This is a genomic window from Caulobacter sp. GW821-FHT12D05 (genome assembly GCF_058807295.1).
The window spans coordinates 1,474,932-1,488,491 of sequence record NZ_JBXAQO010000001.1 but is presented as its reverse complement, the minus strand read 5'-3'; the positions used below and the strand labels follow the sequence as shown (position 1 = coordinate 1,488,491).

At 67.0% G+C, this 13,560-nt stretch carries 14 protein-coding genes and 1 tRNA gene; 9 read left to right on the top strand and 6 right to left on the bottom strand.

What is annotated here, in order from left to right; all coding sequences use genetic code 11:
- Positions 1-51 precede the first annotated feature (51 nt).
- From gyrA to AC1RRR_RS06540, 3 genes are all read left to right on the top strand, one after another.
- Positions 52-2,811 carry a DNA gyrase subunit A gene (gyrA, locus tag AC1RRR_RS06550; protein ID WP_492811500.1) on the top strand — a complete coding sequence of 920 codons (2,760 nt, stop codon included), beginning with the start codon at positions 52-54 and terminating at the stop codon, positions 2,809-2,811.
- A 30-nt stretch (positions 2,812-2,841) separates the two neighbouring features.
- Positions 2,842-3,333 carry a pantetheine-phosphate adenylyltransferase gene (gene coaD, locus AC1RRR_RS06545; protein ID WP_492811498.1) on the top strand — a complete coding sequence of 164 codons (492 nt, stop codon included), beginning with the start codon at positions 2,842-2,844 and terminating at the stop codon, positions 3,331-3,333.
- A gap of 83 nt (positions 3,334-3,416) precedes the next feature.
- Positions 3,417-4,031, top strand: a complete 615-nt coding sequence (locus tag AC1RRR_RS06540; protein WP_492811496.1) for a hemerythrin domain-containing protein — start codon at positions 3,417-3,419, stop codon at positions 4,029-4,031.
- 3 nt (positions 4,032-4,034) lie between these two features.
- Here the strand turns inward: AC1RRR_RS06540 and AC1RRR_RS06535 are convergent, their stop codons facing one another.
- Positions 4,035-4,610 carry a glycosyltransferase family protein gene (locus tag AC1RRR_RS06535; RefSeq protein ID WP_492811495.1) on the bottom strand — a complete coding sequence of 192 codons (576 nt, stop codon included), beginning with the start codon at positions 4,608-4,610 and terminating at the stop codon, positions 4,035-4,037.
- A 377-nt stretch (positions 4,611-4,987) separates the two neighbouring features.
- On the opposite strand from AC1RRR_RS06535, the gene AC1RRR_RS06530 reads away from it, so the two are divergent.
- From AC1RRR_RS06530 to AC1RRR_RS06520, 3 genes are all read left to right on the top strand, one after another.
- Positions 4,988-5,830: a peptidylprolyl isomerase gene (locus AC1RRR_RS06530; protein WP_492811493.1), complete on the top strand. Its 843-nt coding sequence runs from the start codon at positions 4,988-4,990 to the stop codon at positions 5,828-5,830.
- Positions 5,831-5,832: 2 nt separating this feature from the next.
- Complete coding sequence (locus tag AC1RRR_RS06525; RefSeq protein ID WP_492811492.1) at positions 5,833-6,651, top strand: peptidylprolyl isomerase; 819 nt, start codon at positions 5,833-5,835, stop codon at positions 6,649-6,651.
- A gap of 91 nt (positions 6,652-6,742) precedes the next feature.
- The gene (locus tag AC1RRR_RS06520; RefSeq protein WP_492811490.1) at positions 6,743-7,210 is read left to right on the top strand and encodes a peptidylprolyl isomerase; all 468 of its coding nucleotides are present in this window, start codon (positions 6,743-6,745) and stop codon (positions 7,208-7,210) included.
- Between the two features lie 52 nt (positions 7,211-7,262).
- Here AC1RRR_RS06520 and AC1RRR_RS06515 read toward each other — a convergent pair whose 3' ends face one another.
- Both AC1RRR_RS06515 and AC1RRR_RS06510 read right to left on the bottom strand, forming a co-directional pair.
- The gene (locus AC1RRR_RS06515; protein WP_492811488.1) at positions 7,263-8,240 is read right to left on the bottom strand and encodes an endonuclease/exonuclease/phosphatase family protein; all 978 of its coding nucleotides are present in this window, start codon (positions 8,238-8,240) and stop codon (positions 7,263-7,265) included.
- Between the two features lie 39 nt (positions 8,241-8,279).
- Positions 8,280-8,885 (bottom strand): hypothetical protein, encoded by a 606-nt coding sequence (locus AC1RRR_RS06510; protein ID WP_492811486.1) that lies wholly within the window; start codon positions 8,883-8,885, stop codon positions 8,280-8,282.
- A gap of 127 nt (positions 8,886-9,012) precedes the next feature.
- Here AC1RRR_RS06510 and queA point away from each other — a divergent pair, with 127 nt between their 5' ends.
- A complete protein-coding gene (gene queA / locus AC1RRR_RS06505) occupies positions 9,013-10,113 on the top strand; it encodes a tRNA preQ1(34) S-adenosylmethionine ribosyltransferase-isomerase QueA (protein ID WP_492811484.1) in 1,101 nt (366 codons plus the stop codon).
- Positions 10,110-11,228, top strand: coding sequence for a tRNA guanosine(34) transglycosylase Tgt (tgt, locus tag AC1RRR_RS06500; protein WP_492811782.1), 1,119 nt, complete (start codon positions 10,110-10,112; stop codon positions 11,226-11,228). Before queA ends, tgt begins: the two co-directional genes overlap by 4 nt.
- A 12-nt stretch (positions 11,229-11,240) precedes the next feature.
- Here the strand turns inward: tgt and AC1RRR_RS06495 are convergent, their stop codons facing one another.
- Positions 11,241-11,978 carry a hypothetical protein gene (locus AC1RRR_RS06495; protein WP_492811482.1) on the bottom strand — a complete coding sequence of 246 codons (738 nt, stop codon included), beginning with the start codon at positions 11,976-11,978 and terminating at the stop codon, positions 11,241-11,243.
- A 127-nt stretch (positions 11,979-12,105) separates the two neighbouring features.
- On the opposite strand from AC1RRR_RS06495, the gene AC1RRR_RS06490 reads away from it, so the two are divergent.
- Positions 12,106-12,180 (top strand) — tRNA-Lys (locus AC1RRR_RS06490).
- Between the two features lie 70 nt (positions 12,181-12,250).
- On the opposite strand, the gene AC1RRR_RS06485 is transcribed toward AC1RRR_RS06490, so the two are convergent.
- Complete coding sequence (locus AC1RRR_RS06485; RefSeq protein ID WP_492811480.1) at positions 12,251-13,354, bottom strand: tyrosine-type recombinase/integrase; 1,104 nt, start codon at positions 13,352-13,354, stop codon at positions 12,251-12,253.
- Positions 13,354-13,551: a hypothetical protein gene (locus AC1RRR_RS06480; RefSeq protein ID WP_492811478.1), complete on the bottom strand. Its 198-nt coding sequence runs from the start codon at positions 13,549-13,551 to the stop codon at positions 13,354-13,356. The genes AC1RRR_RS06485 and AC1RRR_RS06480 overlap by 1 nt, the downstream gene beginning before the upstream one ends.
- Positions 13,552-13,560: the final 9 nt, after the last annotated feature.

Here is a 13,560-nt window from a genome sequence, read left to right as displayed (position 1 = left end):
GCTAACCCTTTTCGACGGTTCCGTGTCCGATTCTGACGGCGAAAAATCCCCTTGAGCGACGATCAAAACACTATCCCCGCTGACGGTTCTCGCGGGGATGTCGCCCCGATTAATATCGAAGACGAACTGCGTCGTTCGTACCTCGACTATGCGATGAGCGTCATCGTCAGCCGCGCCCTGCCGGACGCGCGCGACGGTCTCAAACCCGTGCACCGCCGGGTGCTGTTCTCGATGCACGAGCAAGGGCAGACGCCCGAGCGTCCGTACGTCAAGTCGGCCCGCGTGGTCGGTGACGTCATGGGTAAGTATCACCCGCACGGCGACGCCTCGATCTACTTCACCCTGGTCCGCATGACCCAGTCGTTCTCGATGGGTCTGGTGCTGATCGACGGCCAAGGGAACTTCGGTTCGGTCGACGGCGATATGCCGGCCGCCATGCGTTACACGGAATGCCGCATGGCCCCGCCGGCCATGTCGCTGCTGGCCGACCTGGACAAGGACACGGTCGACTTCGCCGACAACTATGACGGCAAGGAGCAGGAACCGACCGTCCTGCCGTCGCGGATCCCCAACCTGCTGGTCAACGGCGCGGGCGGCATCGCCGTCGGCATGGCCACCAACATTCCGCCCCATAACCTGGGAGAGATCATCGACGCCTGTCTGCTGCTGATCGACCAGCCGGACGTGACGACCGACCAGCTGCTGGACCTGGTGCCTGGTCCCGACTTCCCGACCGGTGGCGAGATCATCGGCCGCGCGGGCCCGCGCCAGGCGCTGCTGACCGGCCGTGGCTCGGTCATCATGCGTGGCGTCGCCACCGTCGATGAGATCCGCGCCGGCCGCGAAGCCATCATCATCACTGAGATCCCGTATCAGGTGAACAAGGCCAACCTGGTCGAGCACATCGCCGAGCTGGTCCGCGACAAGAAACTCGAAGGCATCGCCGACATCCGCGACGAGTCCAACCGCGACGGCATGCGCATCGTGGTCGAGCTGAAGCGCGACGCCTCGGGCGAGGTGATCCTGAACCAGCTGTTCCGCTTCACGGCGCTGCAAAGCTCGTTCGGCGTCAACATGCTGGCCCTGAACCGCGGCCGTCCCGAGCAGATGGGCCTGCACAAGCTGCTGCAGCTGTTCGTCGAGTTCCGCGAGGAAGTCGTCGTCCGCCGGACCAAGTTCGAACTGGGCAAGGCTCGCGACCGCGGCCACGTGCTGGTCGGCCTGACCATCGCCGTCGCCAATATCGACGAGTTCATCCACATCATCCGCTCGTCCAAGGACCCGACCGAGGCCCGCGAGCGCCTGGTGGCCAAGTCCTGGCCGGCCGGCGACATGCTGCCGCTGGTCGAACTGATCGCCGACCCGCGCACGATCCAGGAAGGCGGCGGCCTGATCCGCCTGACCGACGAACAGGCTCGCGCCATCCTGGCCCTGACCCTGTCGCGTCTGACCGGCCTGGGCCGTGACGAGATCGGCAATGAGGCGACGGCCCTGGCCGACGCCATCCGCGGCTATCTGGAACTGCTGTCGGACCGCGCCAACATCATGGCCGTGGTCCGCGAGGAGCTGGTCGAGGTGCGCGAGAAGTTCGCCATCCCGCGCCGCTGCCAGATCGTCGACGGCGACGCCGACATGGAAGACGAAGACCTGATCGTCCGCGAGGACATGGTCATCACCGTCACCATGAGCGGCTACGTCAAGCGCACGCCGCTGGCCAACTACCGCACCCAGCACAGGGGCGGCAAAGGCAAGTCGGGCATGGCGACCAAGACCGAGGACGCCGTCACCCGCGTGTTCTCGGCCTCGACCCACGCGCCGCTGCTGTTCTTCACCTCGGGCGGCAAGGTCTACAAGCTGAAGGTCTGGCGCCTGCCGCAGGGCGTCGCCAATTCGCGCGGCAAGGCGTTCGTCAACCTGCTGCCGATCGAGCCGGGCGAGACCATCACCTCGATCCTGGCCCTGCCGGAGGACGAAGCGACCTGGGGCGGCCTGGACGTGATGTTCGCCACCCGCTCGGGCAGCGTGCGTCGCAACAAGCTGTCGGACTTCGTGGACGTCCGCCGCAACGGCAAGATCGCCATGAAGCTGGATGAAGGCGACGGCATCGTCGGCGTCTCGGTCTGCAACGCCGACCAGGACGTGCTGCTGACCACGGCGGCCGGCCGCTGCATCCGCTTCTCGGTCGACGAGGTGCGTGTGTTCGCCAGCCGTGACTCCACGGGCGTGCGCGGCGTGAAGCTGGCGGGCGAGGACACCGTCATCTCGATGGCCGTGCTGCGCAGTGTCGACGCCACCCCGGCCGAACGCGCCGCCTACCTGAAGCACCAGCGCGCCATGCTGCGCGCCGCCGATGGCGAAGAGGGCGAGGATGTCTCGACGTCCGCGGATGAAGGCGACGAGGAGGTCGGTGAGGCTTCACTGACGCCGGAACGCATCGCCGAGTTGGGCGCGGCCGAGGAAATCCTGCTGACCGTGTCGTCGGAAGGCTTCGGCAAGCGCACCAGCGCCTACGACTTCCGCCGCACCGGCCGTGGCGGCCAAGGCCTTGCCGCGCAAGACCTTTCAAAGCGTGGCGGCCGTCTGGTGGGCTCGTTCCCGATCGACGAAAGCGACCAGATCCTGCTGGTAACTGATCAAGGTCAACTTATTCGGGTGCCGGTCTCGCAAATTCGTGTTGCAGCGCGGAATACTCAAGGCGTAACCATCTTCCGCACCGCGCAAGACGAGCACGTCGTCAGCGTCGAGCGCCTCGCCGATTCCGGCGGTGACGACAACCAGGGCGAGGACAGCGGGGCGGACGAGACCCCGTAAACCCTCGGACCCTTAGAGGAAGGGGGCTGCATGCGGGTTGGGCTTTATCCGGGGACCTTCGATCCGGTCACCAACGGTCACCTCGACATCATCGGGCGGGCCGTCAAGCTGGTGGACAAGCTGGTGATCGGCGTGGCGGTGAACAGCGGCAAGGGTCCGTTGTTCACGCTGGACGAGCGGGTCGCCATCCTGGAGCGCGAGACGGCGCACCTGACCAAGATCGCCCAGATCGAGGTCCGGCCGTTCGAGAGCCTGCTGATGCACTTCGCCCGCGAGGTGAACGCCCAGATGATCGTGCGCGGCCTGCGGGCCGTGGCCGACTTCGAATACGAATTCCAGATGACGGCGATGAACCAGCAGCTGGACCGCGAGATCGAGACCGTCTTCCTGATGGCCGACCCGCGCCACCAGGCCATCGCTTCGCGGCTGGTGAAAGAGATCGCGACCCTGGGCGGCGACATCGGCAAGTTCGTGCCGGCCGGCGTGGCCGAGCAACTGCTGGCCAAGGTCGGCAAGGGCTAAAGCGGAACCTTTTGGCGGACCCCCGCGTAGGCGTCCTGAACGACGGGCCGTGACCTGCGGCTCGTCCCAGAGGGAGCCAAGCCATGCCGGGCCACACGCAGGAAATCACCACCGCTCGCCGCGAACACGACGCCAAGGCCGAGGCTATCGCCAAGGCCAAGGCGATCGCGCCGAACATCGCCGCGCGCATCGGCAGCACGCCGAAGACGACGTTCCGGGGCGATCCCGACGTCTTCGGCCGCCTGGTCGAGGATCATGACCGCCACCGCGCGTTGCTGGCCATGATCGAGGAAACCCACGGCGACTCCGACGACCGCCGGACTCTGTTCGAAGAGCTGACGCGTGAGCTGAAAGCCCACGCTGCGGCCGAGGAACAGGCGCTGTGGTCGTCGGTGCTGCGCGATCCGGCCACGACCGACTTCGCCCGCCACGCCATTTCCGAACACAAGGAAATCGACGACATGCTGGCCGACCTGGCGGCCCGCGACATGGGCTCGCCGGGCTGGCTGCGGCGGTTCGCGGGACTGAAGGAGGAGTACCTCCATCACATCCGCGAGGAAGAGCAGGAGCAGTTCGTCGCCGCCCAGGAGCACCTCAGCGCCAGCGACGTGCGCCACATGCGTCAGGTCTTCGAGCGCCGCAAGAAGGCCGAGAAGGCCAGCGCGGTGATCGAAAAGAAGATCAAGCTCAAGGACTAAGGGTTACAGGCGGGCGCGGAACAGGAACGGGCCGAAGTGGCCGACCGTGTCGTCGAAGATCGTCCACAGTTCACCGCCCTTGTCCCGCCAGCGACGGCAGAACGACAGGTCTTCGCCGATGGCGACGCCGTTCGGCTCATAGACCGGGTCGAAGCATTGCAGGACGTTCTTCAGGCCCTGTGACTGGTAGTAGCTGTCGGCCGCCGACCGGTAGAGGTCGGGATAGTCCTGGCGGATCTTCTCCAGCGCCTCGCGCTTGATCAGCATCAGGCCCGCCGGGATGGTCTCGGCGCGATAGAAGTCGCCGCGCGAGACGTGTGGCGTCTCCAGGGTCATCGGAAAGCTGAGCGCCGTGGCCCAGGCAGAGTTGGCGTCCGCACGGTTTCGGGCCTGGTGGAAGAAGCGCTGCTGGTCGATCGTCCGCTGCGGATAGACCGCGCCGACGATCTGCTGGTCGAACTCGATCAGACGTTGAACGATTTCGGGCTGAAAACTGACATCAGAGTCAATAAATAGCAGGTGGCTGAAGTCTTCCTCAAGCACACGGCTGGCCAGGGCGTTGCGTGCGAAAGCGATCAAGGTGCCATTCGTCGTGGCCCACTCCATCTTGTTGCCAAGGAGTTTGGAGAGTCCCAGCAATGATGACGTATACGGAGTAGTGAGCTGTCCGTTATACGTCGGAGTCCCGACGAGAATTCGCATATACGCACCCAATATTAGTGGCGAGACTCTACTCGTCTCACCTTGAGGTTGGCGCAGGTGGCACGCGCCTAGGCGTAAGGTCCAGTTTCTTTTTGTTCATGATCGCGGCGAGGGGAGGCCGATCCTCGCGATCGGCGGTGATCGTCCGACCTCGCCCCGAAGCGGCCGGAATCGTGCGGTTCAAGGGCTGTCGCACTTGTCGGGGAGGCCGTGTCGTTCTACGCCCACCCGGCCTATCCAGTTCGGGGAATTCGATGAAGCTCGCCATGACCGCCGCCGTGCTGGCGCTTACCGCCACCGCGACGTCCTTTGGGGCGGCTTCGGCCCAGACCGCTCCAGCTGGCGCGGACTGGCGCGTGCCGGATCCCAATAACGTCATCGTCGTCGAGACCAACAAGGGCCGGATCATCGCCGAGCTCTATCCGCAGGCCGCGCCGAACCATGTCGAGCGCATGCGGAGCCTGGTGAAGAGCGGCTTCTATGACGGCCTGACCTTCTTCCGCGTGATCAACGACTTCATGGCCCAAACGGGCGATCCGCAGAACACCGGCATCGGCGGCTCGGACCAGCCCAACCTGACAGCCGAGTTCACCTTCCGTCGCGGCGCCGACACACCGCTGGCCCAGGGCTACAAGGTCGGGACCAACGAGGCCGGCTGGGTCGGCGTGATGCCGGTGACCAGCCAGAACTCGGCCCTGGCCGTGATGACCGCCGACCGCAAGGTGGCGACCTGGGGCAACTTCTGTCCGGGCGTCCTGGGCGCGGCCCGCGCCGGCGACCCCGACAGCGCCAACAGCCAGTTCTTCTTCATGCGCCAGGCCAACGACTCGCTGGACAAGACCTACACGGCCTTTGGCCGTGTCCTTCAAGGTCTTGAGGCCGTCCGCGCCATCAAGACCGGCGAGCCGGTGCCCGATCCGCAGGACAAGATGATCAGCGTCAAGCTGCTGGCCGACCTGCCGGCCGACAAGCGTCCGTCGATCCAGGTGATGAACACCGGCTCGGCCGCCTTCAAGGCCCTGGTCGACAAGCGCCGCGCCGAGATGGGCGGCAGCTTCACCAACTGCGACGTCGACGTTCCCGTGCAGGTGAAGTGACCATGAGCCTCGCGATCGCCCTCATGGCCGCCGGTTTGGCGACCGCCGCGCCGGCCAAGCCCACCGAGGCTGACTGGCGCACGCCGGCGCCTGAGACGGTGATGGTGATCGACACCAACAAGGGCCGCGTGCTGGTCGAGCTGGTCCCCGAGGTCGCGCCCAACCACGTGGCGCGGCTGCAGGACCTGACCCGGGCGGGCATCTATGACGGCCGGACCTTCTTCCGGGTCATCGATCGCTTCATGGCCCAGACGGGCGATCCGACCAATACGGGGGAGGGCGGCACGGACCGCCCGAACCTCAAGGCCGAGTTCACCTTCCGTCGCACCGCCGCGACGCCGTTCGTGGCCATGGCCGCGCCGGCCGGGCTGGAAGTCGGCTTCATCAAGTCGCTGCCGGTCGTCAGCCAGGCCTGGAGCTGGGCCGAGGCGACCAGCGACAAGAAGGTCTCGGCCTGGGGGACCTATTGCCCCGGCGTGCTGGGCATGGCCCGCGACGAGGACAACAACTCGGCCAACAGCCAGTTCTTCCTGATGCGCCAACCCTATCCGTCGCTGGACAAGCGCTACACGGCCTTCGGTCGGGTGATCAGCGGCCTGGAGGCGGTGCGCGCCATCAAGACCGGCGAGCCCGTGCCCGCGCCGCAGGACCTGATGCAGAAGGTCCGCCTGCTGAGCGACATCCCCGAGAACGAACGCCCCAAGATCCGGGTGATCGACCCCAAGGGGCCGTGGTTCGCCGCCGAGACCCAGCGCCTGCGGGCCCTGAAGGGCGCGGATTTCTCGGTCTGCGACATCGATCCGCCGGCGCAGGTTCGTTAGCGACTACCGTTTTCCGGGCCAAACTTGGTTCACAGATGGGCGTGAACCGCGCTAGAAGCGCGATCACACATTTTCCATCCAAGGGAAGACCATGTCGGCCGACCTCGAAAACACCCTGATCCTGACGCTCGAGACCGGCCCGGTCACCATCAAGCTGCGTCCCGACCTGGCCCCGGGCCACGTCGCCCGCATCAAGGAACTGGTGCGCGAGGGCTTCTATGACGGCGTCGTCTTCCACCGCGTGATCCCGGGCTTCATGGCCCAGGGCGGCGACCCGTCGGGCACCGGCCGCGGCGGTTCGGACAAGCCGGACCTGAAGGCCGAGTTCAACGACGAGCCGCACGTGCGCGGCGTGGTCTCGATGGCCCGCACCCCGAACCCGGACTCGGCCAACAGCCAGTTCTTCATCGTGTTCGACGACGCCACCTTCCTGGACAAGCAATACACCGTCTGGGGCCAGGTGACCGAAGGCATGGACCACGTCGACGCGCTGCCCAAGGGCGAGCCGCCGCGCGCGCCGGGCAAGATCGTCAGCGCCAAGATCGCCGCCGACGCCTAAGCGTCCAGCGACATCGCTTTGGAACGGCCTCGGACCTCGTCCGGGGCCGTTTCTATTTGCGGCGCAGGGTGACCACGATCGGGCGGTGATCCGAGCCCAGGGCGGGGCCGCGCTCGACATTCACCGCGTGCCATTCGCTGCCTGCATAGACGTGGTCGATCGGCAGGAACGGGGCCGGGGCGACCATGACGCGCGAGAACTTGCTGGCAGGCCACGAGGGGATGGCGCGGGTCCAGCGGCGCAGGCCCAGCGCCTTGTCCTGACGCTTCAGCGTGAACGACCACGGGGTCGAGTTGAAATCACCGGTGACGATCGCGCTCTTGCGGTCGAAGCCCGAGACGAGCTTCACCAGCTTACGGCTCTGCGCCTGCTGCAGGCCGGGCGGCACGGGCCAGGTGTAGTGGACGCCGGTGACCGTGAACGGCCCCTTGGCGTCGGCCAGGGTCGCCCAGGCGCCGGACAGATAGGGCCGGTCGGCCGGCATGCCGCCGCGGGCCAGCATCTTCTTGCGCGAGAAGATCCAGGTCTCGCAGCGGCTGACCTTGTCGCACGAGGCGAACGGATAGGCTTTTCTCAGCGCCTGGATGGTCGGCCAGGACTCTCCTGCGCCTTCCTCGATGATCACGACGTCGGCGTCCTGGTCCAGGATCCAGGCCAAGCTTTTCTCGGGCGTCTGGTTGTCGTGCCAGACGTTGAACTGGACGATCTTGAGGTCGCTGGCGGCCGGCGTCGCGGGCTTGAAGCGCCATGACGCCCACAGCTCGGGCAGCATCAGCACCGAGCAGGCCAGCAGCGTCGCCGTCCCTAAGCCCACCATCACCCAGCGCTCGCCGCCGCGGGCGAAGATCCCGCCCAGCACGACCGCGCCGACACCCATCATCAGCCACAGCGGGGCGGCGTGGGTAAAGGCGTCCAGCCGGTCGCTCCAGGCCCCGCCGAGGCAGGCGATGGCCATGCCGACCCCGACCAGGCCCAGCATCAGGGCCGTGCCACGGACGAGAAGACTCAAGAGCTGGACGATCAGGCGCATGATCCGCCCATAGCACGCCTTCCATGAAGGAAGAGTCGCTTACTCTCCGGGGTGGTACGAGAAGCTGAGATTGCGGATCCGCTCGGCGCCGATCTGCAAGGAGCCGGTGAAGACGGGCTTCTGCACGCCGTCGTTCGGGCCGCTGGAGCGGGCTTTCTTGTAGGCGGCCAGGTCGGGGTAGAGCTCCAGCACCACCTCGCCCAGGCGCTTGTCGTTGGCGTGGTAGCGCACCGTCTTGCCGTCGACGCTGTAGCCGTCGGGCAGCAGGCGCAGGCTGACCTTGTGATAGGTCTGGCCCAGTTCGTTCTCGGCGGTCGGGCTGGTGACGTCGTCGAAGGCCAGGAAGATCGGGGCGTAGGTTTCGGTGCGCTTGCCCGCTTCCCAGTCGGCGAAATCGGACGGCTGGCCGATGTCCAGCGAGGTCAGTTTCCAGTTCCCGGCCTGGACAGGCGTCTCTGTGAAATAGAAGCCGGTCAGCTCGACGGCGGGGTCATGCTTGAAGGCCGTCTCGGTCGCGGTCGAGTTGGCCGGTGTGGCGACGGTGCGCTCTTCGGCCGGGGCGGGCGCAGGCGGCGCGGCGGTCTTCTGTTCGCAGGCGGCAAGCAGCAGCAGCGGCGCGAGCGCTGGGATCAGCAGGCGTTTCATGGCGTTCTTCCCCCGAAGAGTATCGTTATCCGAAACCATGCCCGTGTATCGCCAGGGTTGTCCATCGCGCTCGCGTGAGGGCGTATGTCTTGACGTCTTCGGTCCATCGTGCGCTTGAAGCCCGCCCATGCGCCTTTCCGACTTCGATTTCGACCTGCCCGAGGACCGCATCGCCCTGCGTCCGGCCGAGCCGCGCGACGCCGCGCGCTTCCTGGTGGTCCGACCCGGCCAGCCGCTCGCCGATCATGTGGTCCGCGAGCTACCCGACTTCCTGCGTCCCGGCGACGCCCTGGTGTTCAACGACACCCGCGTGATCCCGGCCCGCCTGTCGGGCCTTCGCGAAGGCCGCACGACCGGCGGGTCCGATGGCACGCCGGTGGCCGTCGAGGCGACCCTGCACCGCCGTGTCTCGCCCAGCCGCTGGAGCGCCTTCATGCGTCCGGGCAAACGCCTGAAGGTCGGCGACCGTGTCGCGTTCGGCGCCAGCGAAGACCGCGCCTGTGACGCCGACCGCTTGGACGCCACCATCGTCGAGAAGCACGAGGGCGGTGAAGTTCTGCTGGCCTTCGACGTCTCGGGTCCTGACCTGGACATCGGCATCGCCAGGCACGGCGACATGCCGCTGCCGCCCTATATCGCCGCCAAGCGGGGCGAGGACGAGCGCGACCGCGCCGACTACCAGACCGTCTACGCCCGCGAGGACGGCTCAGTGGCCGCCCCGACCGCCGGCCTGCACTTCACGCCCGATCTGCTGGAGCGCCTGAAGGCAAAGGGCGTCTCGCTGCACTTCGTGACCCTGCACGTGGGGGCAGGGACGTTCCTGCCGGTCAAGACCGACGACGTTTCCGACCACAAGATGCACGCCGAGTTTGGCGAGGTGACGGCCGACGTCGCCGACGCCCTGAACGCGGTCCACGCCGCCGGCGGCTGCATCGTCTGCGTCGGCACCACGTCCCTGCGCCTGCTGGAGAGCGCCACGGGCGAGGACGGGATCGTCCGCCCGTTCGCCGACGAGACGGCCATCTTCATCACCCCCGGCTATCGCTTCCGCGCCGTCGACGTCTTGATGACCAACTTCCACCTGCCCAAGTCGACCCTGTTCATGCTGGTCAGCGCCTTCGCCGGCCAGGCGACCATGCGCGCGGCCTATGAACACGCGATCGCGACGGGCTATCGCTTCTATTCCTACGGCGACGGCAGCCTGCTGTTCAAAGATGAGGCCCGCTGATGGCGTTCCCCTTCGAGATCAAAGCCACCGAAGGCAAGGCCCGCACCGGCGTGCTGAAGACCCCGCGCGGCGACATCCGCACGCCGGCCTTCATGCCGGTCGGCACGGCCGCGACGGTCAAGGCCATGACCGTCGACCAGGTCAAGGACACCGGCGCCGACATCATCCTGGGCAACACCTACCACCTGATGCTGCGCCCCTCGGCCGAGCGGGTGGCGCGTCTGGGCGGGCTGCACAAGTTCATGCGCTGGGACAAGCCGATCCTGACGGACAGCGGCGGCTTCCAGGTCATGAGCCTGTCGGGGATCAGCAAGCTGACCGAGGAGGCGGTGACCTTCTCCAGCCACGTCGACGGCTCCAAGCACGTGTTGACGCCTGAGCGCTCCATCGAGATCCAGGCCGACCTGCTGGGCAGCGACATCGTCATGCAGCTGGACGAGTGCGTCGCCTGGCCGGCCGAAGAGGCGAGGGCGCGCAAGGGCATGGAGCTGTCCGCCCGCTGGGCCCAGCGCTCGAAGGACGCCTTCGGGACGCGCGACAGCCAGGTGTTGTTCGGCATCCAGCAGGGCTCGACCTTCGAGAACCTGCGCCGCGAGTCCTCCGACCGCCTGCGCGAGATCGGCTTCGACGGCTACGCCATTGGCGGCCTGGCGGTGGGCGAGGGGCACGAGGCCATGTGCGAGGTGCTGGACTACGCCCCCGGCATGCTGCCCGAGGACCGCCCGTGCTACCTGATGGGCGTCGGCAAGCCGATCGATCTTGTGGAAGCCGTGGCGCGCGGCGTCGACATGTTCGACTGCGTGCTTCCCACGCGCTCGGGCCGCCACGGTCAGGCCTGGACCTGGGACGGGGCGATCAACATCAAGAACGCCAAGTACGCCGAGGATGAGAGCCCGCTGGATCCGGACAGCGACTGCCCGGCCAGTCGCGACTATTCCAAGGCCTATCTGCGCCACCTGTTCAAGGCCGAGGAGATCCTGGGCCAGGTGCTGCTGTCCTGGCACAACATCGCCTTCTTCCAGGCCCTGACGGCGGCCATGCGCGCGGCGATCGAGGAAGGTCGCTTCGAGCAGTTCCGCCGCGACTTCCGAGCGCGGCACCTGAACGAGGGCTAGTACCGCGGCCGCTTAGTACCGGGGGCCTTGGGGCACCGGCGCGACCTCTTCCTTGTTGATCGGGAAGCGGGGCTTGCGCGGACCGTAGGGATCACGCGGCGGCGGCATGCCGGGTTCGACGACTGGCGCTTCGGTCGGCGGCTTGTGCTGCGGCGTAGCCGGCGGATTGCAGCCGCGCGCCTCGCCCAGGCCCTTCAGATAGGCCCGCCGCACCGCGCCCGAGGCGACGGCGCTCTGCACCAGGCGGTCGTGGCGCTCGGCCCCCGTCAGTTTCCGCACCCAGCCGCGCATCGGGATCATGTCCTGCGCCGCGCTGGCCACAGCCCCCAGGGCCGCGCCGCCGGCGGCCCGGCGGCCGCGGTCCATCAGGTCCTCGTTCTCGGCCGGCGGTACGCGGTCGATGTCCTCGCCCAGGGCGACGTCCAGAGGCTGGACCAGGCTGATTAGGGTCTTGCAGTCGCCGCTGGCGGGTCGCTGGTAGGGATCGTCCATCGCTTCGAGCAGCACGCGCGGGATCTTGGTGCGGACCAGGTTCACGTCGCGCAGCGGCGCCTGCATGGCGCCGGTGATGCCATCGCGGTTGGCCTCGGAGGTCGATCTGATTCGTCCGTCATCGGTCGGTTGGACGGGCGAATCCTCATGCTGAGGAGGCGGCGCGCCCAGCAGGGGCGGGGGCTGCTGCTGCCGGGCGAAGGCCGTTCCGGCCAGGCTGGCGCCGCAAAAGACCGCCAAAAGCAAGGTTCCACGCATGACTCACCCTAACCCGCCCACAGCTTTACCGTCATCCATCGGAAAAACGGCGAAACCATGCTTGCGGCGCGGAAGACCCCCGCCTATGGTCCGCGCCGCTTCCAACCGGCGCCCGCCGGACGTTAGCGGGCCGGTAGCTCAGTGGTAGAGCATTCGACTTTTAATCGAATGGTCGTGGGTTCGAACCCCACCCGGCCTACCACCACCTCGAAAAACGCCAAGTAATACACGCGTCTGAGGTAGGTTTGACAGCGAGGTTTGACACTCGCTGTTCACGACGCGTTCAACTTGTCGATTGCGGACCCGGCCATTTTCGCCCGGTTGGCCGACCGAGTGTAGTGCTCCACGTCCTTCAGCGACTTCCAGCCGCCCACGGACTGTAGTTCCAAGGCGGTGCAGCCGGCCTCGGCCAGGCGCCTCGCCCCGGCCTTGCGCAGCCCGTGCGCCGAGGAGCGCGGCGGCAGGCCCGCTTTCTTAGCGCTGTCACTGAAGTAGTTGCCGAAACCGGTCTCCACGAAAGGCTTGCCGAACTCGGTCATGAGGTAGGTCAGGTTCGTCGCCGGCAGCGCGTCTAGGACCGCCCTGAGCTGGGGGTGCAGGGGAATGACCAGTTCGGTCGGCTCAGCACCCCGCCTGAGGCTTCCCTTGGTCTGCGTGAAGTACAGGGCGTCGACCTGGCGCACCTCGCCCGTCTCGCTGTTCTTCAGCGTCATGGTGCGGCGGTGCTGGCGGCCGAGGGCGACGACATCGCTACGGCGAACCAGGGTGTAGAGCATCAGGTAAAGCGCCAGGCGCTCGCGAGAGCCTTCAGGCCAGAAGGCCTCGTATTGGGCGATGTCCGCCTCCGTCCAGGCGCGGAAGCCGGCGCCCTCCTTGGGGAGCTTCACCTCCTTGAACGGATTTGCGGCGACCAAGCTGCGCTCAAGTCCGAAGGCCCACACCATGCGCAAGCGCTTGATCGTGTTGCGGGCCGCGCCCGGCGTATCGCCCATCAGATCCATGATCTTGTAGACGTGCCGGATCTGGACTCCGCGCGCCGGCAGGTCGCCGTACTTCGTCCCGCTCGCGCCGATCCGCTCGCAGAACGGATCTAGGACGCTGCGGTAGTTCTTGTGGGTGGCCGCGCCGAGGGCCTTCCAGTTGGCCGACTGGTAGTACGCCACGATCAGGGCGCGGATCGAGCCGGGCAGGGTCTTGTCCAGGCCGATAGCTGCCGGCTCTGAGCCGAGCGCGGCGGTGTAGGCGTCCATGAACTCGGAAGAGCCAGGGAGACCCGGCAGCGGGACGCGCTTGAAGCCCGGCCGGCGGAAGTAGAACCGCACCTTGCCGTGGCGGTCCTCAAACCGCTGGACGTACTTCAGCTCGATCTTGGTCATCAGAACGCTTCGTCGCAGGCCTTCTCGGCCGAGGCGTCAGCAGACTCCTCAACCGGCGTCGGCGTCAAGACCGGCTCCTCGCCGGCCTCCACGATATGGATCGTGCCGTCGCGCTGGATGATGACGTGCGGGCGCATGCCGGCGGCCTTCGCGCCCTTGATGGCGCGGGTAAGGTCCTCCTGGCGAAATGCGCGCATAGCTCCCAT